The 26226-nt window shown below is 34.9% G+C and carries 24 protein-coding genes and 1 pseudogene; 16 read left to right on the top strand and 9 right to left on the bottom strand.

Annotated features, from left to right (window positions below):
- The first annotated feature begins 3 nt into the window (after nt 1-3).
- The 8 genes from A8B35_RS04765 (at nt 4) to A8B35_RS04800 (ending at nt 10270) form a co-directional block, all read left to right on the top strand.
- On the top strand, nt 4-402 hold the full coding sequence (locus tag A8B35_RS04765; protein ID WP_075602238.1) for a (2Fe-2S) ferredoxin domain-containing protein: 399 nt from the start codon (nt 4-6) through the stop codon (nt 400-402).
- A gap of 4 nt (nt 403-406) precedes the next feature.
- On the top strand, nt 407-2200 hold the full coding sequence (locus tag A8B35_RS04770) for an NADH-quinone oxidoreductase subunit NuoF (RefSeq protein WP_075602239.1): 1794 nt from the start codon (nt 407-409) through the stop codon (nt 2198-2200).
- Nucleotides 2201-2296: 96 nt separating this feature from the next.
- Nucleotides 2297-4060 (top strand): NADH-dependent [FeFe] hydrogenase, group A6, encoded by a 1764-nt coding sequence (locus A8B35_RS04775; protein WP_075602240.1) that lies wholly within the window; start codon nt 2297-2299, stop codon nt 4058-4060.
- A gap of 15 nt (nt 4061-4075) precedes the next feature.
- Nucleotides 4076-4552: an NADH-quinone oxidoreductase subunit NuoE family protein gene (locus A8B35_RS04780; protein WP_075602241.1), complete on the top strand. Its 477-nt coding sequence runs from the start codon at nt 4076-4078 to the stop codon at nt 4550-4552.
- Nucleotides 4553-5445: 893 nt separating this feature from the next.
- Nucleotides 5446-5928, top strand: coding sequence for an energy transducer TonB (locus A8B35_RS04785; RefSeq protein ID WP_075602242.1), 483 nt, complete (start codon nt 5446-5448; stop codon nt 5926-5928).
- Between the two features lie 84 nt (nt 5929-6012).
- Nucleotides 6013-6582 (top strand): RNA polymerase sigma factor, encoded by a 570-nt coding sequence (locus A8B35_RS04790; RefSeq protein ID WP_075602243.1) that lies wholly within the window; start codon nt 6013-6015, stop codon nt 6580-6582.
- 10 nt (nt 6583-6592) lie between these two features.
- Nucleotides 6593-8242, top strand: a complete 1650-nt coding sequence (locus A8B35_RS04795; protein ID WP_075602244.1) for a hypothetical protein — start codon at nt 6593-6595, stop codon at nt 8240-8242.
- 453 nt (nt 8243-8695) lie between these two features.
- Nucleotides 8696-10270 carry a hypothetical protein gene (locus A8B35_RS04800; RefSeq protein WP_075602245.1) on the top strand — a complete coding sequence of 525 codons (1575 nt, stop codon included), beginning with the start codon at nt 8696-8698 and terminating at the stop codon, nt 10268-10270.
- Nucleotides 10271-10624: 354 nt separating this feature from the next.
- On the opposite strand, the gene ung is transcribed toward A8B35_RS04800, so the two are convergent.
- The 4 genes and pseudogenes from ung to A8B35_RS04815 form a co-directional block, all read right to left on the bottom strand.
- Entirely contained in the window at nt 10625-11323 is a 699-nt protein-coding gene (gene ung, locus A8B35_RS04805) for a uracil-DNA glycosylase (RefSeq protein ID WP_075602246.1), read from the bottom strand.
- A gap of 51 nt (nt 11324-11374) precedes the next feature.
- On the bottom strand, nt 11375-11845 hold the full coding sequence (locus A8B35_RS22975) for a hypothetical protein (protein ID WP_083634316.1): 471 nt from the start codon (nt 11843-11845) through the stop codon (nt 11375-11377).
- 56 nt (nt 11846-11901) lie between these two features.
- Entirely contained in the window at nt 11902-12279 is a 378-nt protein-coding gene (locus A8B35_RS22980) for a DUF4249 family protein (RefSeq protein WP_083634317.1), read from the bottom strand.
- Between the two features lie 17 nt (nt 12280-12296).
- Nucleotides 12297-13586, bottom strand: a pseudogene (locus tag A8B35_RS04815) (TonB-dependent receptor plug domain-containing protein); the annotation flags it as partial.
- Nucleotides 13587-13708: 122 nt separating this feature from the next.
- On the opposite strand from A8B35_RS04815, the gene A8B35_RS04820 reads away from it, so the two are divergent.
- The 4 genes from A8B35_RS04820 to A8B35_RS04835 all read left to right on the top strand — a co-directional run bounded on the left by A8B35_RS04820 (nt 13709) and on the right by A8B35_RS04835 (nt 17953).
- Nucleotides 13709-15187: a CARDB domain-containing protein gene (locus tag A8B35_RS04820; protein ID WP_075602248.1), complete on the top strand. Its 1479-nt coding sequence runs from the start codon at nt 13709-13711 to the stop codon at nt 15185-15187.
- A 792-nt stretch (nt 15188-15979) separates the two neighbouring features.
- A complete protein-coding gene (locus tag A8B35_RS04825) occupies nt 15980-17290 on the top strand; it encodes a Na+/H+ antiporter NhaC family protein (RefSeq protein ID WP_075602249.1) in 1311 nt (436 codons plus the stop codon).
- A complete protein-coding gene (locus A8B35_RS23835) occupies nt 17290-17475 on the top strand; it encodes a cysteine-rich CWC family protein (RefSeq protein WP_075602250.1) in 186 nt (61 codons plus the stop codon). The genes A8B35_RS04825 and A8B35_RS23835 overlap by 1 nt, the downstream gene beginning before the upstream one ends.
- Before the next feature lie 31 nt (nt 17476-17506).
- Nucleotides 17507-17953 carry a DUF2059 domain-containing protein gene (locus A8B35_RS04835; RefSeq protein WP_083634318.1) on the top strand — a complete coding sequence of 149 codons (447 nt, stop codon included), beginning with the start codon at nt 17507-17509 and terminating at the stop codon, nt 17951-17953.
- 43 nt (nt 17954-17996) lie between these two features.
- On the opposite strand, the gene A8B35_RS04840 is transcribed toward A8B35_RS04835, so the two are convergent.
- The 5 genes from A8B35_RS04840 to tgt form a co-directional block, all read right to left on the bottom strand.
- Complete coding sequence (locus A8B35_RS04840; RefSeq protein ID WP_075602252.1) at nt 17997-18449, bottom strand: Fur family transcriptional regulator; 453 nt, start codon at nt 18447-18449, stop codon at nt 17997-17999.
- Nucleotides 18450-18605: 156 nt separating this feature from the next.
- Nucleotides 18606-18926 (bottom strand): biotin/lipoyl-containing protein, encoded by a 321-nt coding sequence (locus A8B35_RS04845; protein WP_075602253.1) that lies wholly within the window; start codon nt 18924-18926, stop codon nt 18606-18608.
- Nucleotides 18927-18937: 11 nt separating this feature from the next.
- Nucleotides 18938-20482 (bottom strand): acyl-CoA carboxylase subunit beta, encoded by a 1545-nt coding sequence (locus A8B35_RS04850; RefSeq protein WP_075602254.1) that lies wholly within the window; start codon nt 20480-20482, stop codon nt 18938-18940.
- Nucleotides 20483-20767: 285 nt separating this feature from the next.
- Entirely contained in the window at nt 20768-21859 is a 1092-nt protein-coding gene (locus tag A8B35_RS04855) for an LptF/LptG family permease (RefSeq protein ID WP_075602255.1), read from the bottom strand.
- Between the two features lie 56 nt (nt 21860-21915).
- On the bottom strand, nt 21916-23046 hold the full coding sequence (gene tgt, locus A8B35_RS04860; RefSeq protein WP_075602256.1) for a tRNA guanosine(34) transglycosylase Tgt: 1131 nt from the start codon (nt 23044-23046) through the stop codon (nt 21916-21918).
- Nucleotides 23047-23406: 360 nt separating this feature from the next.
- Between tgt and A8B35_RS04865 the strand changes: the two genes are divergently transcribed.
- From A8B35_RS04865 to rpmH, 4 genes are all read left to right on the top strand, one after another.
- Nucleotides 23407-24549, top strand: a complete 1143-nt coding sequence (locus A8B35_RS04865) for a glycosyltransferase (RefSeq protein ID WP_075602257.1) — start codon at nt 23407-23409, stop codon at nt 24547-24549.
- Complete coding sequence (locus A8B35_RS04870; RefSeq protein WP_075602258.1) at nt 24540-25151, top strand: RNA polymerase sigma factor; 612 nt, start codon at nt 24540-24542, stop codon at nt 25149-25151. Before A8B35_RS04865 ends, A8B35_RS04870 begins: the two co-directional genes overlap by 10 nt.
- Nucleotides 25152-25175: 24 nt before the next feature.
- On the top strand, nt 25176-25790 hold the full coding sequence (rsmG, locus tag A8B35_RS04875; RefSeq protein ID WP_075602259.1) for a 16S rRNA (guanine(527)-N(7))-methyltransferase RsmG: 615 nt from the start codon (nt 25176-25178) through the stop codon (nt 25788-25790).
- A gap of 207 nt (nt 25791-25997) precedes the next feature.
- Complete coding sequence (gene rpmH / locus A8B35_RS04880; RefSeq protein ID WP_075602260.1) at nt 25998-26156, top strand: 50S ribosomal protein L34; 159 nt, start codon at nt 25998-26000, stop codon at nt 26154-26156.
- Nucleotides 26157-26226: the final 70 nt, after the last annotated feature.

The raw sequence follows: 26226 nt of genomic DNA on the forward strand, positions 1-26226 counted from the left end.
GATATGGCAAAAGTTAAAACACTAGAAGATTTGAAAAGGATGCGAGAATCCTTGCAATCGGAGCTAAGTCTGAGAGAGAACAGTGATACCCCCGAAAAGCTGGTGCAAATTAAAGTATCCATGGCTACATGTGGTATTGCTTCAGGAGCCAAAGAAACCATGAGCTTTATAATGGAGGAGCTATATAGGCGAAAGATAGATGCCGTGGTAACACAAACCGGATGTATGGGCTATTGCCACTCCGAACCTACCATTGAGGTACAACTTCCGGGAGCTGATCCGGTGGTATACGGAAATGTAAAAAAAGAGCGAGCCCAATTAATCATCGATCAACATATTATTGCAGGTAAATTGGTCGATGGTATTATTCCAGGCATTTATTCTACACCAGATAACAAATAATCTTATGGCTAAATTCAAAAATCATATATTGGTTTGTGCGGGAACGGGCTGTAGAGCTTCTGAAGGAGAAGAGATTGTGCAGGAATTAAAAACGGCCGTAAGTCAAAATCAATTAGAAAATGAAGTTCAGGTAGTGCGTACAGGGTGTTTCGGCTTTTGCGAAAAGGGGCCTATTGTAAAAATGATACCCGACAATACTTTCTATACGCAAGTTAAAACCGCAGATGCAAAAGAAATAGTAGAAGAGCATATTATAAAAGGGCGACAAGTTCAGCGTTTGTTGTATGAGAATCCCGAAGATGCTACGCGCATTTCCGACTCTAAGCATATGAACTTCTATAAAAAGCAAATCAGAATAGCACTTCGCAACTGTGGCTTTATCAATCCGGAGAATATTAACGAGTATGTAGCCCGTGATGGCTACACAGCATTGGGTAAGGTAATTACTGAGATGACACCCGAGGACTGTATTGATATTATTAAGCAATCGGGTTTGCGAGGTCGTGGAGGGGGAGGTTTCCCAACGGGTTTAAAATGGGAAATCACTAATAAGGTTGAAAGTGCAGAAAAGTATGTGGTATGTAATGCCGATGAGGGAGACCCAGGAGCATTCATGGATCGTTCTATACTTGAAGGCGATCCACATTCAGTGCTCGAAGCCATGGCTATTTGTGGCTATTGTATTGAAGCATCTGTTGGTCTTATTTATATCAGAGCCGAATATCCATTGGCCATTCAGCGATTAAAAATAGCCATTGAGCAAGCACGAGACCTTGGAGTAATAGGAGATAATATTTTCGGAACAGAATTTAGTTTCGATGTAGAAATACGTTACGGAGCTGGTGCTTTTGTTTGCGGCGAAGAAACATCTCTGATACAATCTATGGAAGGCCTACGCGGTGAACCAACAGTAAAGCCACCCTTTCCATCGGTTAAGGGTTATATGGGTAAGCCCACCAATGTAAATAATGTAGAAACCTTTGCCAACGTTCCGGTAATTATTAATAAAGGTGCTGCTTGGTTTGCATCCATTGGAACAGAAAAGAGTAAAGGAACCAAGGTTTTTGCCTTGGCCGGGAAAATTAATAATGTTGGTTTAATCGAGGTACCTATGGGTACCACTTTGCGTGAGGTAATATTCGATATTGGTGGAGGTATAAAAGATGGTAGAAAGTTTAAGTCAGTTCAAACTGGTGGGCCATCAGGCGGATGCCTTACAGAGAAACACTTAGATGTACCCATTGATTACGATAATCTATTAGAGTCGGGTTCAATGATGGGATCGGGCGGTATGATTGTAATGGATGAGGACGACTGTATGGTATCCGTAGCTAAGTTCTATCTCGATTTTACAGTAGAAGAATCCTGCGGCAAATGTGCGCCTTGCCGTATAGGCAATAAGCGTTTGTATGAAATTCTCGACAAAATTACCAAGGGAAAAGCTCAGTTTGAGGATCTGGATAATCTACGTAACCTAGCTAATGTAATTAAGGATACCTCCTTATGTGGACTAGGGCAAACTTCGCCAAATCCGGTATTGTCAACAATGGATAACTTCCCCGAAGAATATCTAGCTCATGTTCATCAAGGGAAATGCCCCGCCAAGCAATGTAAAGCTTTAAAAGAATATGTAATAAATGCCGAAACATGTGTAGGATGTACCTTGTGTTCTCGTGTTTGTCCGGTTAATGCAATTACGGGCGATAAAAAACAGCCTCACCTAATCAATGCCCAATTGTGTATAAAGTGCGGTGCATGTTTTGCCAAATGTAAGTTTGGAGCCATCAGTATTCAGTAATGATTGAGTTCTATTAACTGGACAGCCTTGAATTTTTGCGATGAGCTCAACAATATTGGGTAGTAACTAAGAGCTAATAACTAACAACTAAAAGTTATGAGTCAAATAAAATTAACTATAGATAATAAAACAGTGCAAGTAGCCCAAGGTACAAGCATTGTTGATGCAGCCAAGCAGATAGGCGTTAATATACCCACGCTTTGCCACATGAAACTTGAGCATGTAGGTTATGAGAATAAACCTGGCGGATGCCGTATATGTGTAGTTGAGTTAGAAGGTCGTAAAAACCTAGCCCCAGCCTGCAAAACCATATGTACCGAAGGTATGCAAGTAAGCACACATACATTGCGTGTAATAAATGCACGCCGTACAGTAATGGAACTCATCTTGTCCGATCATCCTGCCGAGTGCCTCACCTGTGTTAAAAGCGGGAAGTGCGATTTACAAACACGAGCTCAAGAACTGGGCATACGCGAAATCCCTTATCAGGGCGAGCAATCAAAATATAAAGAAGATAAGTCGCCAGCCATTATACGCGATATGGACAAGTGTATTATGTGCCGTCGTTGCGAAATGATGTGCAAACAAGTACAAACCGTGGGCTGCCTATCGGCCATTAATCGAGGCTTCGAGTCGGTGGTAGCACCCGCCTTCGAAATGGATCTAGAGAAATCCACCTGCACCTACTGCGGGCAGTGTGTGGCCGTTTGTCCAACCGGAGCACTATCCGAAATCGACAATACCCGCAAGGTAATTGCCGCCTTGGTAAACCCCAATAAAACAGTAATAGTACAAACCGCTCCGGCAGTTCGTGCTGCCTTGGGCGAAGAGTTCGGACTAGAACCCGGCACCCTAGTAACTGGTAAAATGGTTTCGGCACTTAAAAAAATAGGCTTCGATAAAGTGTTCGATACCGACTTTGCCGCCGACCTCACCATAATGGAAGAAGGAACCGAGCTATTAAACCGCCTACAAAAACATTTGGCAGGCGATAAAAATGTAAAACTGCCCATATTAACATCGTGCTGCCCGGGCTGGGTTAACTTTTTTGAGACCAACTACCCTGATATGCTCGATGTGCCATCCACCGCCAAATCGCCACAGCAAATGTTTGGTGCCATTGCCAAAACCTATTTAGCTGAGCAAATGAAGCTAAAACGCGAAGATCTTGTGGTGGTTTCAGTAATGCCCTGCTTGGCTAAAAAGTACGAGTCGCAGCGCAAGGAGTTTCAAGTAAATGGTAATCCCGATGTTGATTTATCCATCACCACACGCGAGCTGTCGCAAATGATAAAAGGAGCCAATCTAAATTTTAACGAACTACATAACGAAGAATTTGATAATCCAATGGGCGAATCTACCGGAGCAGGTGTTATATTTGCCAACACTGGTGGCGTAATTGAAGCAGCCGTGCGCACCGCCTACGAGTTACATACCCAAAAGACCCTTGAGAAAGTCGACTTTCACGAACTCCGCGGTTTCGAAGGTATTCGTTCGGCAACGGTCGATTTCGATGGATTTCCTCTAAAAATAGGTATCGCCCACGGCTTAGGACATGCACGTCAGTTGCTCAATGAGGTAAAAGCAGGCACATCCACCTTTCACGCCATCGAAATAATGGCCTGTCCAGGTGGATGCATCGGTGGGGCAGGGCAGCCTTACCACCATGGAGATACTAATATTTTAAAGCAAAGGGCAGCAGCAATTTATCGCGAAGATGCAGGAAAAGCCATACGCAAATCGCATCAAAACCCTTTTATCATCAAGTTGTACGATGAGTTTTTAGGAGAGCCATGTGGCGAAAAGGCGCATAAATTATTGCACACACATTACTTTGATAAAAAGCCTAAAGTGAAATAGAGTAAAGACTAAGAGATGACAAAAATAAAATTAGCAGATAGTAAAGTAACAGAACTCAAACAAGTTTGTGCTAAATTCGATAATCAGAAAAACGAACTCATCAACATCCTACACGGAGCACAAGAATTGTTTGGTTACCTACCCGCCGAAGTGCAAGAAATAATAGCACAGCAACTCAGCGTTGATGTGGCTCACGTATATGGCGTAGTCACCTTTTACTCCTTCTTTAGCATGTCGCCCAAGGGCGAGCACCCCATTTCAGTATGTATGGGAACCGCGTGCTACGTGCGTGGTGCCGAAAAAGTCCTCGATGAGTTTAAGCGCATCCTAAACGTAAAAATAGGCGAAACCACACCCGATGGCAAATTCTCCGTCAGTAGCCTTCGTTGTGTAGGCGCCTGCGGTTTGGCACCCGTAGTAACCGTTGGCAGTAAAGTATATGGCCGTGTCACCATCGAAGAAGTGCAACAAATAATCAACGAATATCAATAGTTTCTAATGTGATTTGTTCGCACTCTTATTTAAAAGAGTAATTGTGTATTAGAATTTATTTAGCTAGATGTTATTTATAATTATTTTAAATAATAGTAATGGTTTGTGTTTAACAATAAAGTATATTATATTCGAATATTAATTTGGAGCTATAAAGTTTTTAAGCTTATAATGTTGGGACTGATTCAAAAGTGATAATAAAAGTTATCAGCCAAGTACGTCTGTTAAAAAAGAAATTTAATACGTAGAGTATATTAAAGTAATTTAGTTTGGTGGGTTAAGGTTAGGTAAAAGTCATTCCGAAAGGAATGGCTTTTTTTGTGCAAAAAAAGTTGGAGTTAACTTACGAATAATAAGAAGTTGTTTAAGGTTGTAGGGGAATTGCGAGAGTGACAATTTGATTATCAGTGGCAAAGCTCCATTTTTTATTGCATAGCCGTAGCTACGGAATAAAAATTAGCTGAAGCCAATTAAATCAAGGTGTTACTCGCAGATTTTCGATACAACTTTAAACAACTTCAAATAAAAAAAGGGATTTCAACCGTTGTTGAATCCCTTTCTTTTAACCTAAACCCTAATCTATGAAAAAAAACTTCTTATGTCTTACTTTGAGGTGAGTTTTAAAGAGGGAATGTTTTAGAAACATTCCCATCTTATAACCTAAACCCTAACCTAATCTATGAAAAACTCTCTTGCTCTTCGGTATGGAATATTGCAAAGTGTGTGCCAAAAAAGCATATGGTAATTTGTTTAACCTTTATTAATGAAACTAGTTTTTATTGAAGGGGAAAGTTTGAAATAGTTAATTGAAAAAAACTTAGTTATCCTTGTATCTTTTATGGCTCCTTTCAGTTATGAGAGTAATATAAAGTAGCTCACTTAAAAACTATTAAATGAAAAATATAATAATTGTCCTTTTAATATTAAGTCCGTTTCTGCTTCATGCTCAGGATAAATCAAAAACCCTCACTCTTAAAGTTAGGAAACCTATAGTAGAAGAGGATATTATAATTGAGTTTGATGTGCAACCATCTGATGATAGACCAGTTTTTTTTGTAGTTGAAGAAATGCCCAAATTTCCTGGTGGAGATGAGGCATTGCGTAAGTATATTTCAGATAATATAACAGTGCCCTCTGATATACCTGAAAGTGAAAGCATGGGCACAGTGTATGTTCAATTTATAATAAGTAAATCAGGTAAAGTAGAGAGGGTTAGGCTAGGGAGAGGGGTGAACAATATATTAGATAAAATAGCTATGGATATAGTTAGTAATATGCCCAAGTGGGAACCTGGTAGGCAAAGAGGAAAGGCTGTTGAGGTGAGCTATACTGTGCCAGTTAATTTCTTAGGAAACCAAACAAAGAGCACTGAGTAATTTGAAAATATACACAATTAACTTGTTGTGTAATTGTTTGTGACTAAATCCTTACCAGCTATTATCATTAAACCTAAATAGTAAATGACCATATCACAAATTCATCATAAGTCGCCTAAAACAATTGACCAAGAGTATCAATTAGTAAAGGCAGCTCAAAACGATACCGCAAAGTTTGAGGTATTATACGATAGGTATTACGAGGCCATATTCCGATTTGTTTATCAGAGATTAGATTCAAAAGAGTTGGCTTTTGATATTACGCAGCAAGTTTTTGTAAAAGCACTGCAGGGCATCAAAAAATACAAATTCAAAGGAGTTCCTTTCTCGGCATGGTTATATCGTATTGCAAGTAACGAACTCAATACTTCTTTTAAACAAAACAAACTAATCAGAACCATAAATATCGAATCTGTTACCCCGCATACTCTAAAAGAAGATATTGATGAGGAGAGCTTGGATGATTTGTGGAATATATTGATAGAACAAATTGGCACTTTGGCAGCAAGTGAAATTACATTAATAGAAATGCGCTATATGGAGAATAGACCATTTAAAGAGATTGCCGATATACTTGATATTACCGAGAATAATGCCAAGGTTAAGGTTTATCGGATTTTAGATAAACTAAAAGCTAAATGTAAAACTCTTTAAGCTGCCAATTATGAATAAGTATAAAATTAACATTGATAGAGATATTATTAGTTCTGAGAGTATTGCCCAAGAACGCAATTTTGCCGCAGTACAAACAGAGGCTCGTATAAAAGATCCGCTTTACACAAAAACTAAAATATTTTTAAATAGTGTGGCTATACTGATTACAGTAGCCGTTGTGGGTTATTTATTGTACAGTCCAACAAACCAAGATATTGATGATGTAACATCATTTATTGTACCTCCTATAAATGATATCAACATTTCTTTTCAGGAGTTTCAGCTTGAGGCTTGTATAGCCGATACCATTATTAGTGAGCGAGGTAGTAGAGTAATAATCCCCGCTAATGCCTTTGCAGATACAACTAATCAAATAGCTAAGGGAGCGATAATATTTAAAGTGCGTGAGTTTCATAATCAGGCCGATATATTTTTATCAGGTATTCCAATGGGATACGATTCTTTAGCCAATAACTATACATTAGAATCAGCTGGTATGATTGAACTACGTGCATTTCAGAATGGAAAGGAATTGCAGCTAGTTCCCGAAAAGGAGCTTGAAGTTGAATTGGTATCCGACTATAGCGATAATGATTACAATGTTTATTATTTAGATGAGAATCTTGAAAACTGGCAGTATGTAGGTAAAGATTCTTTAATACTTCCCAATAAAACACTTCCTGTCGATGAACCTCTAGAGGTAGCAATAAATAACAAGGATATTTTAGAACTTCAAAGAAGATTAGATTCTATTATAACAAATAATCAACAGTTTAGATTAACAGAACCAATCAAACCACAAAAGGCTTTGGCCGATAAATGGAAAATTGAATTAGATGTAATTGCCGAAGATTTCCCTGAACTATCTGTTTACGAAGGTACTAATTGGCAATTTGCCGATGATGCGCTAGTTCCGGATATTCAGGATGCAGATATTACTTGGGATGATATTATTATTAGCAAAGCAGGAGGGAGCAATAATTATTTACTTACTGTAAAAAAAGGAAGTAAAGAAAAGCAATATACAGTAAATCCTGTCTATACAGGAATTGCGTATGCAGATGCAATCAACAATTACGAAAACAAGTTTAATACTTATAAAGCGGCTCGTGCAAGCAGAAGGCAAGAAGAAGCGAACCTGTTAGCCGCAATTGAGGCTGATAAAGAAAAGTGGCGCTTAAGTCAACAAAGAGCAATGAGCTTGCGCACAAATATAAATAACAATAAAGGAAAACTCGACCGTGATATTTTTAGGCGCTTCTCGGTAAGTACATTAGGAGTATGGAATTGTGATAGAATTATTAACACTAATAGGGTAAAAACTGTAAATGCTTTGTGTGCAGATAAAAATGGGGACGCAATGGTTTTTAAAAGCTTATATGTAATAAATAAGAATAGAAATACAGTACTGCAGTCTACTTCCCAAGTTAGTATTGATGATGTATTGTATTATAGAGTTATGCTTAATAAATTGGGTGGTGATATTATTATTGGTATTAACATTGAAGATAAAATAATAGTATTGTCTGAAAGGGAATTAAACTATGCAGTTAAAAGCGCTAAAGAGGAAGTTGTTTTCAACTTTAGTGTAATTGATAAAGAGGTTTCCTCAAAAATGGATTTTAAAAAGCTATATGAAAATAGTTTTAATGCGAATTAGGAAATACTTTATAGCTTAGGAGTGAATCATAAAAAAAGGGATTTCAACCGTTGTTGAATCCCTTTCTTTTAACCTAAACCCTAATCTATGAAAAAAAACATCTTATGTCTCATTTGAGGTGAGTTTTAAAGAGGGAATGTTTTAGAAACATTCCCATCTTATAACCTAAACCCTAACCTAATCTATGAAAAACTCTCTTGCTCTTCGGTGAGGAATATTGCAAAGTGTGTGCCAAATTTTTCAATAATTGAAAAAATTTATCTTAAACCAACTTTTTTTCTAAAAATTAATGTGGCGCATAATAAAGTATCAGTCAATTGTTAAAAACAGATCGTGTGTAATGCTTGCCTGTAGGTTAAAATAGTTAATTCCGTTATTAGTTATATTGTGTACTTAGATTAATATATTTGCGCAAAATTATAGAAGCAATTTTAACTAACACATTAAACTACAATGCGTAAATTACTATTAATTGTATTTGTATTACTAACGCAATTACAACTTGAAGCAAAAAAAACAGAGAACCGACTTTTACTGAATACACCGAGCGATAGTCTTGTTTTTATGTTTTATATGAATGCCTCAGAAATACAATCCGACTCATTATATCAGGCCTTTAGTAAAGAGATTGGAGAAGAACAGCAAAAGCTGCTTGAGCAGTTTAGCGAATTAAATATCTATGCACAGATGTACGAGGCTCACATGGCTCTTACAGTAAACTTTAAAGCATCTAAGGAATTTGATTTAGAGTTCATGAAATCTAGCTTATCCGATCTGGATTTATCAATAACAGGCATGCAAGGTAACTTTATCACACTTCAAGGAGATGGGGAAAACAAGCGATATGCTTATTTATATACAGGAAATCAATATGCTACCTTAAAGATCTTCACACCATATTCTTATATCAGTCAAGATATAAGAACTCAAGTAACTGAACTCTATGGTTTACTAGATAAGCCTAACATGGATTATGAAGATAGAAATGTTATTTATGATAAGATAGATTCATTAAAAGTGTTGGATGATGCATATGTTGAACCATTCTTCACCGCTTTGATTCAATCCGATAAAACGCGTTTATCCAATGGTGAAGATATACAATCGGTGAAGCGACCAATAAAGTTTAAACAAGAGATTCAAAATAATCCAATTGTTTCTTATGTGAAGAATGATGAAATATGGAGAATTACTTATTTCGGTGGAATAGCTTTGGCTGGTAAAGATATGTTTGGAAGTTTTTCATCAAATTATGATGATTTTAAAAGGGCAATGGCCATCTATAATATATTTGATGAAACATGGTATACTGCTAAGTCAACAAATGATGGGGTAGAGCTAGCACAAATTTCTGGCAATAAAAATCGTAAGCAAAATTTATATACAAATATTGATAGTAAGATGTTACAATATATTCCGTCTTCAGATTCAGCTAATCTGGCAACCTATAGTATAGATGCTTTAAATCTGAGAGAGATTTTGTACGATTATTATGTAACTGATTATGACAAAGAATTAAAATTGGGCAAATTAGCAATGCTGGCATTAGATGATGACGTAGTTAAAATGTTAAATAACTTTTTAATATCGGGAAATTTTGTAAAGACTAGTTATTACGGAAAAGAACTACATTTTAAGGCAGTGTTAAAAATGCCAAATCAGCAAAAAGGGAGGCGCCTATTAGATCTTTTATGTAAAGAATTTGAAATATTGCAAAAACTAGAGGAGGATACCTATGTTTTCGTAGAACAAAGTCTTACAGAAAAACCTCTTTATTTAGTTATTGATAACGAATATTGGATTGCAGGAACTCATTCTGCAGATGAGCTAAAGCAAAAGAATAAGAATTATAAAACTAGTTTTCCTGATTTGTTAAATAAAAAACTTTCAAGCTATATTTTGCTTAGGCAAGATATCCTAGGTGTTAAAGAGGGAATTGATAACGTGAAAATACAATTAGAGCTAGTGGATAGTAAAACAGTGAAAACAACTTATAAACTCAAATTTAGCGATCAATTAAGTAATTAACCATCTTGGTTGTAATCAAAATTAATTATTTCTCAGAAGACTTATTTTTATACTCAGGTATGGATGTAAGTCTTCTTTGTTTTAGATTAAAATAGAATCACATTTTTAAGCATAAAAAAAGGGATTTCAACCGTTGTTGAATCCCTTTCTTTTAACCTAAACCCTAATCTATGAAAAAAAACTTCTTATATCTTATTTGAGGTGAGCTTTTAAAAGAGGGAATGTTTTAGAAACATTCCCATCTTATAACCTAAACCCTAACCTAATCTATGAAAAACTCTCTTGCTCTTCGATGAGGAATATTGCAAAGTGTATGCCAAGAATATTATTATATATTAGCTTAACTTTTATTAACTAAAACAAAGTTTTTTGTACTTGGGGTAAATCCCAGATAATAGGCGCGTAACCTTTACTTTGCAAGTAATTATTAGTTTTGCTAAAGTGTTTATTACCAAAAAAACCCCGATGCGCTGAGAGAGGAGAAGGATGAGGTGATTCTAAAATAGAATGCTTATTGGTATCGATAAGACTTACTTTTTTACGCGCATATGCACCCCAGAGTATAAAAACAATGTTTTCTTTTTCCTTAGCAAGCTTTTCTATTACTGCATCAGTAAATGTTTCCCAGCCTTGTTTTTGGTGCGAACCCGCTTTGTGGGCCTCTACCGTTAAAGTAGCGTTGAGTAAAAGTACCCCTTGTTTGGCCCACTGCTCAAGGTTTCCATTTTCAGGCATTCTAAAATCTACCTCTTCATCGCTATCTAATTCTTTAAAGATATTTCGCAACGATGGCGGGAATTTAATACCATTATTCACCGAAAAGCAAAGACCGTGTGCTTGGTTTACATCATGGTAAGGGTCTTGGCCTAAAATGACCACTTTGGTTTTATCAAGCGGACAAAGATTAAATGCTTCGAATATTAATTCGCGTGGGGGGAATATCTCTGTTGTTTGATAAGCATCATTCACAAATGAATTTAATTGTTTAAAATAATCGGTTTCAAGTTCACTTTGTAATAGCTTCTTCCAGCCTGATTCTATATTAATATCCATATTAAATGCACTCTTAAATTAGTTTTAATTCTGAGTGCAAATATATTGGCTTTATTTAATATACATGTAATATGAGCGCGATGCCTTGCCTGTCCATCTCCCAATTCCACCAACTATATTGGTTTCAGTTTTCTGATTTACTAAAGCAAAGGGGTTGCCATTGTTAAAGTTATCAACATAAATAGCATTTAGTACCTTGTAAGAAGTTTCATCAATACACGATATTTTTACTTTTATGCTATCTGTATAATGGTATTCCTTTCTTGGTAAATCTCGCTTGTCATCAATATTAAATAAGTTAAGAGGATCGGGCTGATTAGACCGATGTACTGAATGTTTTAAATCCTCTCCATTGGTGCGAGCATTTGAAAATAGAGGATTCTGACTAGGGTGGTATTGTGTATCAAAGTTTTGGGTAAATATTTCAGAGTAGTAGTAAATAGAGTTTTCTGTATTACCATTTATAAATGCATTTATAGTTGTTGTGGTATCCGATACAAATTCAATTTCCATTTTATCCATATCGGGTTTTGATGGAATTGTTGTTTCTGCAGTTATTTTCTCACCATTTGTTTCTATTATATTTGGTAACTTTTGTTTTCTTCGCCTATAATTTCAACTGATTTATATACAAAAGGAGGGAAGAATTCATCTTGTTTGAATAGTGTAAGAATTTCGGAATTTCCATCACTACAAATAAGGCTTACTTTTGCGGTGTTAATAAATAAATTACGAATGCTGGCAGAATCGTAATCTGAAAAATAAGGTGAGCTGTTTGTAAGAAATATATGAGCTGGCTGATTGGTTTCTATCCACCCATCTACAACAACCTTTGTTTCATAATCAGGTAAATCTATTTCAATAACTTTTGTACAACTAATGCAAAACAAGTTACATGCTATAAACACGTAAAGTATTTTAAGGTTGTGGAATGTATTTTTATTGATGAGGTGCATATGCTACATTAATTTAGTTAAAATTTATAGCGCCAACTAATGGAAGGAACTATAGGAAAAAAACTACTCTGTTTGGCATTAATGCTCATATCGTAGTTTTGGTCTCCTTTTTGGGTTTCAAAATAGATAAAGTATGGGTTGCTTCTGTTATATATGTTGATGATTGAAAAGTTAAGAACTGATTCATGAAAAATGTTGGATTCAATGTAATAATTCATTGAAAGATCGAGTCTATGGTATGCCGGCATTCTGTAATTATTGATGCTTGAATAGTCATTTGCAATGTTTCCCATCATAAAGTATCTGCCCGTGGGTAATGTTGCCGTATTTCCGGTGGCATACATAAAAACAAGTCCGTAATCAAAACGTTTATTGGGTTTGTGAGTAAGTACAATATTCACATCGTGGCGGCGATCGTATTTGGCATTAAACCACTCTCCACTATTCATGTTTGGGAACTGCTGCTTCATTTGCCCCAAAGTATAACTGAGGGTAGCTCTTGTTTTTCCTCTATTCTTTTTAAATAAAAACTCGGCTCCATAACCAAGGCCTTTACCTATAAAGAAATTGTCTTCAAAATGTAAACTCTCATCACCATTAATATTCGGGTTCAGTAATAGTTGATTTTCAATAGACTTTCCGTAAAATTCAATGCCAAACTCATATTTCGATTGCGCTAAATCCTTGAAAATACCAATTGTTGCCTGGTGCCCTTTTTCATGAGGAAGTCTTTCGGTAGCAGGCATCCAAACATCTGTAGGTAAGGGAATGGAAGCCATGGAAGCCAAATGGATATTTTGTGCAGTGTAGGCGTGAGATGCTTTTATGGATGTCTGTTTGTTTATAAAATAGCTTAACGTGATTACCGAGTTAATATGATTACTTTGTTCTTTTAATAAAGATGAGGAATTGTTGTCGATTAGTCCATAATGCTCATAACGTAAGCCAAAATAAGCATCCCATTTTTCCGATATTGAATAATGATTGCTAAAATATATTTGAGTACTTAAATTATTATAATTATCAGTTTGAGAGATAGGTACACTTTGTATGTTGTACTTTATATCTTGTGGTGTATATTCTCCGTACTTTATTCTTGAACCAATGCGAAACAAATGTTTATAGGCTTGTTTGTAATAGTCGAATTTATGTTGTAGTTGATTTAGCCTTGTTTTAAAGTACATTAACTCATTATTCATTGTAGTTGAAAAATAGGAGTAGTACGATGTATAATCAAAACCAGTATTGAAGCCACTGGTATCTGATAATTTTCTGTTCCACAATAAGGATGCTCCAGCATTACTCCAATTCGAATCGCCATTGAGGTTTTGGCCTTAAGTACTTTCTTTAATTAAATTTATGTATTTAAACTGTATCTTATGTTTATTTTACATATACTTGTACTATTATTAACTTTTTTTTAAAAAATATGAATAGAATTAAATTTAGCCTACTACCCCTACTAATAGCACTTATGTGTTGTTATGTTGAAGGCCAGGAATTGAGAACACCAATAGAATTAAATGGTGAGTCGAATAAAGCAGGATATGTAGATTTCACTTGGAAAGACAATTCTGTAGGACATAATGGTTATGAAATCCAGCAAAGAAGACAATTGGTGGGATATAAGACGGTGGGTATATTAAGGCCGAATGCAAAATCGGTTAAATCTTTGAAATGTACCGCAAAATCAACTAGAAATGTCGAAAAATTTAGAATTTTTAGTTTTATAGGTCCTAAGGTCAAGAAAAATACGTTTTCAAAACCAGATTGGAAAAAAAAATCTGGGAATAGATATTGTGATGTACAGATGGTATGGCCTAATTTGATAGTGCCGAAGTGTAACCTTAATAAAACAGTTGTTCAACAGGAAGATTATGTAACATGTACATTTTCAATACAAAATATTGGAAATTATAGTTCTGAGAAATCTGAAATTTTCATTTATTTATCAAAGGGTTCTTATAATCATGAAGGTTGTGTTAAATTAAAGAGTATAAAGATTGATGCATTATCTCCTGGCCAAAGCTTTAGTAGTAGCACATCGTGTTATATTCCGTCAAACAGTTCCTTAGGGAATTGTAATTTTGTACTGACAGTAAATAAGCTAAGTGCATCTACAAGTCCAAAATTTCCAGAACTTATGACTTCAGATAATATTGCTACACGCAGTATAAATATTAAGAAGGCTCCACCAAAACCAAAGTGTGACCTGAATGTTCTTGATTTGAAACTTCCTTGGGCTGATATATCGGGTGATACGCCTAAAGTACCATCTGATGGGAATCAAAGAATAGAATTAGAATGTCAAAATTTAGGATCGGTTAATTCTCCAAAAACGTCTATTAACTTATTTTTAACTAAAAAGACTACGCCAGTTATTAGCGAACAACTTGGAACAATTGAGGTTCCAAGTTTAAGTAAAGGGCAGAAGAAGAAGTTTTACTTAGATTCAAATATTGGTAATTATTCGGGGGTCTATTATATCCTTGCATATGTGGATAAGAGTGTAGGATGGGATGGAAATATATCTGAAGAAGATGAAGATAATAATACGGTAAAATTAAAAATTTACATTGAGAACTCTGTGGTAGCTAGTTCATTGGAGCTAAAAGGGGCTTCTTTGGATGATTCAAAAAGCACTAGCATTAAGAGCAAGTCATTAAAAGGAGTTGAGATTTACGTTGCGCCAAATCCTAATAGAGGAGTTTTTAAAATAATTGGATTGTCACGTGAATTTATGAGAGTAGATATATTTAACTTAGAAGGTTCAAAAGTATTCACATATGACTTGTCAGAATATTATGATGATGAAATTGATGTTTCTTTTTTAAGTGATGGAGTATATATGATTAAAGTAATAGGCGAAGGCAAAGTCGTTAGTAAAAAATTTTTACTTAAGCATTAATTCTAACTACATATTACGTTGAAACTTTCCAACTTTGTATTTATACTGTTATGTAAATCTGAAGAGGTTTGTATTTATGAGAGATTATATAACGAGGGTGTCCAATAATGGGCACCCTCTTTTTGTCTGACGTAAAACACTATTAGTTACTCTTTAGCAATTTCAGTAACGTATACTTGTGCCGTAATATGGACCATACTAAGTAAAAGCATTCATTATATGTGTCTTTGAGGTAAGCCGTTTCTCAAGTAATGTTGTATTAATAATTAAAGGAGCTTATCAATAAACTATTTACATAAGTTGTATTAATGTTAGTTGAGTTGGGTTATTTAAGTTTGGATGTGCAAAATATCGATGTGACAATAATAGAACGTGCAGCTAATCGTTACTTTTTTGTTTGGGTAAATTGATAGAACGCTACAAGTCAAAGTTCGAAATCAAGATTAAGAATATCCTTGTCCAAATAAACGTAGGTATTCGGGAAGATAATAAACCGTCAGAAGGAGTTATTGAGTTTATAAACTCGCATACCGTGTAGGGAAAACAGCTGTCTGAATCAACAGAACAAGGCGTAGACAAAGGAAAATAAAAATCAATGAAGAGCGCTAGTGCCACAACACCTTTACAAATTAGAAGAGTACGAACAAAAGCTAGAAGATATCGAAGAAAGCCGTAACTTAAGTTCTAAAACGGAAACAAGAAAAACAATAATAATACATAGTGACTGAACGATATAAGAATAGCTTCTATCTTTTTATTAGCTTTGTGTTTATAAATTATAAAGATTATATAATGGATCAAACAAAACTATTAAAAAGGAAGTGGCTAGCACTTCTTCCCATTGTAATATTCCTACTTCTATATCTAGTTTCCTCCATTGTATCTGGCGATTTTTATAAAATGCCAGTAACCGTATCCTTCTTTGTAGCCTCGCTAATTGCATTGGCCATGAATAGGAAGAGAGTTTTCTCAGATAGGGTTGAAACTTACCTTAAAGGAATGGGCGATTCTGGTATTATGATGATGTGTTTAATTTTCATATTAGCAGGAGTGTTTGCCACATTAGCAAAAAATATGGGGGCGGTATCCGCTACTGTGAATCTTGGCATTACTTATTTACCACCTAATATTTTGGTAGCAGGCTTATTTCTTATCGGATGTTTTATATCCCTTTCAGTAGGTACCTCATTGGGGACAGTTGTGGCTTTAACGCCTGTTGGAATGGAGATTGCCGATCAAACAGGAGTTAGTTTAGGTTTAACCCTTGGAGCCGTTTTAGGAGGTGCCATGTTTGGCGATAATTTATCGTTTATATCGGATACCACTATTGCGGCAGCACGCACACAAGGGGCCAAAATGAAAGATAAATTCAGGGTCAACTTCTTTATTGTACTCCCGGCAGCAGTAATCACTTTTTTATTGTATTTGTTTTTAACTAAAGGTACCCCTATTGATGTGGCTAGTAAAGAAATTGAGTATCAATATCTGAAAATTGTCCCATACTTATTTGTTTTGATAGCCGCTTTGGCAGGAATGAATGTTTTTATAGTATTAGTTATTGGCTCAATTTTATCCGCAATAATCGGATTTGGTATTGGTGCGTTCGACTTTTGGGGTATTGTAAATAGCATAGGCGATGGTATTGATGGTATGAGCGAGATCATCATTATTTCCATTTTAGTTGGAGGTATGGTTGCCTTAATACGCTACAATGGTGGTATTGATTGGATTATTAAAATAATATCGCGCAATACCAAAGGACGCAGAAGTGCAGAGTTTAGCATTGCAGCCTTAACTTCTGTTGTGAACGTATTTACAGCTAACAATACAATTACCATACTCATTGTAGGACCAATAGCTAAGGATATTGCGCAAAAATTTGGAATCAAGCCAAGAAGAGCTGCGAGTATCCTTGATACATTCTCCTGTTTTATGCAAGGTTTATTACCTTATGGAGCACAAATTCTTGCCATTATAGGATTAACACATGAGCTTGTTTCTCCATTTGAAATAATGAACTATTTATTTTATCCCTATTTGATGGGTATATCATCAATCTTAGCCATTACTTTTGGCTTACCAAAATTAAAAGAAGAACAATAATGGAGAAGAAATGTGCCAATTGTGGAACTCAGTTTACGTGTAGAGAAGATAGCATTATTCAATGCCATTGTGCGACTGTTAAATTAAATGATTCGGCTAGAGATTATTTAAAAACTAAATTTACAGGATGCTTGTGCCACAAGTGTTTACTCGAAGTTAAGCAACGTTTTGTAATCAATAAATAAACACTAACTATTAATTAATATAAATATTAAAATGAGAAAACTATTACTTACGTTTAGTCTTGCAGTATTATTTATAACTGCTACTCAGGCACAAACAAATGATGCCTATTCTAAGGAATTGAAAAAAATGTTTGAATTATCAGGATCAGAAGAGACTTATAAGGCAGTAATTACTCAAATGATGGGAATGATCAAGATGCAATATTCTCAAGTTCCAGCCGCAGTAATGAATGAATTAGAGAAAGAATTCTTAAATACTTCGATGTCTGATTTAGCTGTAGAGTTAACGCCTGTATATAAAAAACATTTAAGCTTAGAAGATTTAAAAGGCTTAATAGTTTTTTATGAAACACCACTAGGTAAGAAATATGCAAAGAAAACCCCAGCAATTATGCAAGAATCAATGGCAGTTGGACAAAAGTGGGGGATGAGTATAGGAACTAAGTTTGCTGAAACTTTAAAGGCAAAGGGATATTAAATAAAGTATTACTTAATTATGATGAGGGTGTGATATGAAAATATCAACCCTTATCCTGACATTCTTTACAAACCCCGTATATATACAATGATTGGTGCGTTACTTTAAAGTTCATTGTATCCTGAGCATTGTTTAAAACAACTTGAATTCCAGGATCACAGAATTCAATAACCTTACCACATGTAGTGCAAATCAAGTGGTCATGCTGTTTTGATTCAAAAGCTTTTTCAAACTGAGCAATATTTTTACCGAATTGGTGTTTAATAACAAGCTTACACTCCAGTAATAAATCTATAGTGTTATATAAGGTAGCTCTACTTACTCTATAATTTTTATTTTTCATAAAAATATAAAGTGACTCGATATCGAAATGACCTTCGCGAGAATATATTTCCTCTAATATCGCAAAACGTTCTGGTGTTTTTCGATGCCCATTATTCTGCAAAAATTCAGTAAAGATTTGCTTAACCACTTCCTTGGTCTTTACCTTATCCATAACTAATCTAATTAAAAAGAACGGGCTAAAGATATATATTTTATGTAGATTAAAAAACGATTGTTTAGACTAAATTAAGATAAGGATTGTTAATGAATTGATTAAAAACAAAAAGGCCGAATCAACTGATTCGGCCTTTTTGTTTGTTTATTATGTCTACTCTTCCAGTAGTATCATTAGTTCATTCTTAGGGACTCTATCTCCCTCTTTAATGTGAATCTCTTTTACTTTGGCATCAAATGGCATAGTAATTTGATTTAACATCTTCATTGCTTGAAGTACAAGTACGTTATCTCCTTCTTTTAATACCTGTCCTACTTCTACCTGAATATCAATAATGGTTCCAGGGATGTAAGAACGTATTTCTAAAGGATTGGGTTCTTTCCAAGCTTGTCTGTTTGCAAATTTCTTTGTCAACTTGGTTTGATACTCCAAACTTTGTACTCGAAAGCCTACTAGGTCTTTATCTTTACTCATTATCCAATGATTTAAAATGGAGGAATACCGTGTTTCTTCTCTGGATGATGTACATCTTTTCCTACTGAAACTTCTAATGCATGTAATAAAATATTACGTGTATCATTAGGTTCAATAACAGAGTCAATGTAACCTTTTGCAGCAGCAACATACGGATTAGCAAATTTCTCTTTGTACTCTTGTACTTTAAGTTTGCGCATTTCATCCGGATCATCAGCACCATCAATCTCTTTCTTAAAGATGATGTTAGCAGCTCCTTCTGGTCCCATAACAGCAATTTCAGCAGTTGGCCAAGCAAACATAAAGTCAGCACCTAAGTGACGAGAGTTCATGGCAATATAACCCCCACCATAAGCTTTACGTAAGATTACTGTAATTTTTGGTACAGTAGCTTCTGAATAAGCGTAAAGAACTTTCGCACCATGACGAATTACACCAGCATGTTCTTGGTCTACACCTGGTAGGTAACCTGGCATATCCTCTAAAGTTACGATTGGAATATTAAACGAATCACAGTAACGGATAAAACGAGCTGCTTTATCAGAACTATCACAATCTAATACACCCGCAAGAACAAGAGGTTGATTAGCAACAAAACCAATTGTTTGACCATTTAAACGACCAAAACCGATGACGATATTTGCTGCAAATAATTCTTGAATTTCGAAGAAATCACCTTCATCAACAATGCTCCTAATAACATCACGAACATCATAAGGCTGACGTGGATCAGATGGAATCAAATCTTCGATATTTCCTTTAAAGGTAGGTGCCTTAGGAGGAAACTCTTTTGCTTTCTTATTATTATTCCAAGGAATAAACGTAATTAGCTTTTTAATTTGATCGAAACATTCTTGCTCACTTTCTGCAAAGAAATGTGCATTTCCTGTAATTTCAGCATGTACGCGTGCACCACCTAGCTCTTCCATAGAGATCTCTTCTCCAAGAACAGTTTTGATTACACCTGGGCCTGTAATAAACATTTTTGAAATGTTATCAACCACAAATACAAAATCAGTTAACGCAGGAGAATATACTGCACCACCAGCACAAGGTCCTAAGATTACTGAAATTTGAGGAATTACACCAGAAGCGATAGTGTTTCTATAGAATATTTCTCCGTATCCTGCCAAAGAGTTCACTCCTTCTTGGATACGTGCACCACCAGAATCGTTAATACCGATCAAAGGTACGCGCATTTTTAAAGCATGATCCATGATTTTAGTGATCTTACGTGCGTGCATAAGACCTAAAGACCCACCAGCTACAGTAAAATCCTGCGCGAAGATACATATTGGAGCACCATAAATAGTACCTGTTCCAATAATAACTCCATCTCCATGCAGTTGTTTTTTATCCATTCCAAAGTCTTTAGCTTCATGCTCAACAAAAAGATCATACTCTGTAAATGAATTTTGATCGAGAAGGGCGAGAATACGCTCACGGGCAGTCATTTTACCCATTGCCACTTGTTTCTCTATGGCTTTTTCGCCACCTCCCATTTCCACTTGTTCCTTTCTTTTGCGAAGATCAAGAATGTGTTTTTTTAATGACATAATTAAATAATTTCATTTAACTTCATACATATCAGTACATTAATACAATGTAGCCTCATGTAAATTTAAGGGTGCATAATTACTAAAATTATTCTGCACAAAACTGATAAATTAAGATATTTTTACACTCCAATCAAGTAACTAACATACAATCACTTATTGAGAGGGACTTTTCAATTCTTTTTTATAATGATTCTAGATAAGAATTTGAGAAACATTAATTGTAATGAATATATATTCATATTAAAAGCCTTAAATAATTAGGTAATCAATAATCATATATAATTATTTAGGTGCTTTTTGGTATAAATATACACCGATTAAAGAGAATACGATATTTGGTATCCATACAGCTAAAAGTGGGTTCATACTACCATTAACAGCAAATGTTGTGGATATGGTCATAAATAAGATGTATGTAAAGCTTAAAGCGAGTCCAACTCCAATATGGAGCCCCATTCCTCCTCTAACTTTACGCGATGCTAAGGAAACACCAATTAGGCTTAATATAAATGCAGAAAAAGGATTAGCCCACCTTTTATAATATTCAATCTTAAATGGCTGAATGGCTCCAACACCTTTTTTAGTCTGTGCATCAATATATTCTATTAGTTCGCTATTATTCATGGTTTCATGCCAATTGTGCTCTTCAGTAAAGTCTTTTGGCGTCATATTAAATACGGTATCTAATTTTGAACCTTCAATAATTTCGATAGTATGATCATCAGAGAAGTTTTGAATTACGTAGTCAGAAATTGTCCAATTATCAGCTTCCTCATTAAATACAATTGACTGAGCAGATAACTTAGATTTTAAAGTTTTACCTTCAAAACGTTCTGACCCAAAGTAAGTTCCTCTGTTTCTTAATGCATAATAGCGCCCCATGTATACAAATAAACCAGGTTCAAGTTGTAAGTGAATATCTTGTAAACCTCTGTCTTTTTGTTTTTTAATATATACTGTTTCAAAAGCCAGACGAGTTTTGTTTGCTGGAGGAATCACATAAGCACCTAACCAAAAGGAGAATACGGCTATTACCAATGAGCCCACTAAGTAAGGGAACATCAGTCGTTTAAAACTTACACCGCTTGATAGAATGGCAATAATCTCTGTTTGATAAGCCATTTTAGAGGTGAAAAATATTACGGCAATAAACACAAATAGAGGCGTAAATAGATTGGCAAAGTATGGAATGAAGTTGGCGTAATAGTCAACAACAATCGCATTTAAAGGAGCTCCTTTTTCAATAAAATCATCAATCTTCTCGGTGATATCAAAAACAACGGCAATACTTACTATTAGTAAAATTGCGAAAAAATAGGTTCCTAAAAACTTAAATATGATATATCTATCTAACTTTTGCAGTATTCCTCTCATAGGTGCTTTACCTTATTATAATAATAAACTGTACTTTGGTTAAGTAATATACTACGTTATAAACGTACTGACATTTGTTTTACCATTTGATCTTTCCAGGTAGCAAAGTCGCCAGCAATAATATGTTTGCGCGCTTCTTTAACAAGCCATAGATAAAATGCTAGGTTATGAAGACTCCCAATTTGTCCCGCTAACAATTCTTTAGATACATATAAATGACGCAAATAAGCTTTTGTATAGGTATGATCAACAAATGATGTGCCCTCTGGGTCAATTGGAGAGAAATCATCCTTCCACTTTACGTTCTTCATGTTAAGGATTCCACGCGAAGTAAAAAGCATTCCATTTCTACCATTACGAGTTGGCATAACACAATCAAACATATCCACGCCAAGTGAGATTGCTTCTAAAATATTTACAGGAGTTCCTACGCCCATTAGGTAACGCGGTTTATCTTCAGGTAAAACTTCGTTAACTACTTCAATCATTTCGTACATAACTTCAGCAGGCTCTCCAACTGCTAATCCGCCAATGGCATTTCCCTCTCTTTCAAAGGATGCAATATATTCGGCTGATTGTTTTCTCAAATCTCTAAAACCTGCACCCTGTACAATCGGAAAAAATGTTTGACTATGCCCGTATTTAGGTTCTGTAGCATCAAAATGCGATATGCCACGTTGTAGCCAACGATGTGTGAGTTCCATTGAGTTTTTGGCGTACTTGTGGTCAGCATCACCTGGGGCACACTCATCAAAAGCCATTATAATATCAGCTCCAATAATTCGTTGGATGTCTACCACGTTTTCAGGAGTAAATAAATGCTTCGATCCATCAATGTGTGATCTGAAAATTGCCCCTTCTTCCTTTAATTTTCTATTGGCACTTAGCGAAAAAACCTGATAACCACCACTATCTGTTAGTAAGGGTTTATCCCAACCATTAAACTTATGCAGTCCACCTGCTTTTTCAATAATATCTAAACCCGGACGTAAATATAAATGATATGTATTTCCTAAAATTATTTGTGCTTCAATGTCATTCTTTAAATCGTTAAAGTGTACTCCCTTAACACTTCCAACAGTTCCAACTGGCATGAAAATAGGTGTTTCTATTTCTCCATGATCGGTTGTTATTTTCCCAACGCGTGCTTTACTTTTTGTATCTGTATGCTGTAATTCAAAATCCATTTCTCAAAACCTTATTATAAAGTATAGTGCCTCACTATTATGTACTAAGTAATATTATTACATTATAATTCGGCTTGCAAATATAAAGATAAGGATTTGGATATTTCGCTTTTGCTACTTCTTATTATAAAGAGAAAAGATAAAGAAACAGATATGCGAAGTAAAAGTCCCTTATTAAAATGCTTGTCACACTATTTTTCCTTAGTCAAGGGATGGTTTTTATACATAAGCTTAGTTATCATTTATAATACTGCGTAATGTAAAAGGTGGAAAGTGAGAAAATAAATAAAAAGCTATTTGTATTGACTATTATTATTGGATTGAATCACAAAAATGTTCATTTTTGGGGAAACTTTTTGAATGAATTATTCTATTGATTTTTTTCTCGATCACCAAACTGAAAGTATACTATTAGGTATTTGTATTATAGCCTTCTTAATACAAATCATATACTATTTAAGATATTATTTAGCATTAGCTAAATATAAAGATCCCGAGGTTTCAAAAGATCTCCCACCAGTTTCAGTTATTATTTGTGCTCGTAATGAATCAAAAAATCTAGAGAATAATTTACATAAAATACTTTCTCAAGAATATCCCTCTGATTTTGAAGTGGTAGTAGTTAATGATGCATCAGAAGATGACTCAGAATTAGTGCTTGCAAAATTGAAACGTGAGCATACAAATTTATATTATACCACTATACCTCACGACAGGCAATTTTCTCACGGTAAGAAATTGGCATTAACATTAGGGGTTAAGGCAGCAAAAAACGAACATCTTATATTTACAGATGCAGATTGTGTGCCTCAATCAAATAAATGGTTAAGTCATATGGCAAATGGATTGCTGCAAAAGGATATTGCATTAGGGGTTGGTTTATATAAAAAAAGAAAAGGCTTATCGAATCTGCTCCTTCGGTATGATACTTTTATGATAGCGGTTCAATATTTATCTTTTGCGATAAAGAAAAAACCATACATGGGAGTGGGGCGTAATATGGCATATACAAAAAAAACATTTTACGATACGGGAGGTTTTAAAAGTCATAGTCATATTTTATCAGGTGATGATGATTTATTTATCCAAGAAGCGGCTACAAAAAATAATGTTGCCATCGTTACTAACTCGGATTCATACACACTTTCAGAATCTCCGAATAATTTTAGTGAATGGTGTAATCAGAAAAAAAGACACTTAACTACTTCAAAACACTATAAGAACAAATCAAAGAGATTAATTGGTATTGAAATATTTAGCCGACAACTTTTTTGGGCAAGTGCAATAATTTCTATGTTTTTTTCTACTTTTGCAAATGCAATTCTTATTGTGTTTTTTTTAAAATTATTAGTACAATTCTTAGTTTTAGGGAAAATATCAAGAAATATGGGGCAGAAGAATATAATCTGGATAGGTATCCTATTGGATTTCGTATTGCCGATTATTACGGGTGTTTTACTAATGGGGAGTAAACGAAAAGTTAAAAGTAATAGATGGACTTAAATCCAAATTTGTCAGATAAAGCCAAGCACGACCTTACTTTGGTCGATTTAGCTATAAGTGGTGACCAGAAGGCATTTGCTGAACTTATGGGTAGGTATAGAGATGCAATTTACTTTATGCTATTAAAGATGGTTAATAATAAAAGCGATGCTGAAGATTTAACCATTGAAGCTTTTGGTAAAGCGTTTAAGAATATACATCAGTATTCTCCGAACTATGCATTTAGTACTTGGTTGTTCAAAATAGCATCAAATAATTGTATCGATTATTTGCGAAAGAAAAAAAACAATGTTGTTTCTTTAGATGGGTCTCATCAAACTGAAGAGAAAGAAATAGAGCAAACTTTCCATTTAAAAGATGAGACACCTGATCCTGAAGAAAATCTCATAAAGCAACAGAAAGCGATTTTAATGCGTACTGTTGTTAAAAAGCTTAAGCCAAGATATAGAACACTTATCGAGCTAAGGTATTTTAATGAGTTTTCTTACGAAGAAATAGCACAGGAATTGGGGCTGCCATTGGGTACTGTAAAAGCACAATTGTTCAGAGCTCGTGAGCTGCTTTTCAATACACTAAAAAACACCGACATAAAAACAAATTAACTAAGGTTATTCAAATTATACTTCGTGATAAATAAGTACTTTCCGAATTTAAATAGCAAACAAGTTGAGCTTTTTAATAAACTAGAAGCTCTATATCCTGAATGGAACGAAAGAATTAATGTAATATCCCGTAAGGATATTGATGAGCTAGCTGTGCGACATATTCTACATTCGCTAGCCATTGCTAAATATACCAACTTTACTCCAGGAACCAGAATTATAGATGTTGGAACAGGGGGCGGATTTCCAGGAATTCCTTTGGCAATAATGTTTCCTGAATGTGAATTTCATTTGGTGGATTCTATAGGGAAGAAGATAAAAGTGGTAAGCACAATAGCTGAAGAACTTGGACTTAGCAATGTAAAGGCTCAACAAATCAGATCTGAGAATGTGAAAGATAAATACGATTTTATCGTAAGTAGAGCCGTAACCGCATTTCCTCGTTTTGTGTCTTTAACCCGTCATTTGATCGACAAAAAACAAATTAATGCCATTGGTAATGGGATACTATATCTTAAAGGTGGTGATTTTGAAGAAGAGGTAAAGCCTTTTATAAAAAACATTAGTACTACAGATCTTACTTCTTATTACGAAGAAGATTTTTTTGAGACTAAAAAACTGATTCATCTAACTTTGTAAGACAAGGCCATTTTTTTTAATTAGAAACATTAAAAAATACTTGGTTTGTTTTGTAAGAATAAAATAATGTGTATTTTTGCACTCCGAAATTAAGAGAGTAAATAACAACAGCCGTTGCAGATTATCAAAAATTGTAACAATTCAAGTTTGAAAGTTCATTTTGCTTCAAAAGTTTGTTAACGGTTATCATAAATAAAATATAAGCATATGAAAAGGACATTTCAACCTTCGAACAGAAAGAGAAGAAATAAGCACGGGTTCAGAGCAAGAATGGCTAGTGCTAACGGGCGTAAAGTTTTAGCTTCAAGAAGAGCTAAAGGAAGAGCTAAACTAAGCGTTTCAAGCGAAAAAAGACATAAAGCATAATTAATTGCTTACAGTATAAAGAAAAGGATTCTGAGAAGAATCCTTTTTTTTTGCTTTAAAAACAAGCTTT

Source organism: Saccharicrinis aurantiacus, from assembly GCF_001660705.2.
GTDB classification, from domain to species: Bacteria; Bacteroidota; Bacteroidia; order Bacteroidales; family Marinilabiliaceae; genus Saccharicrinis; species Saccharicrinis aurantiacus.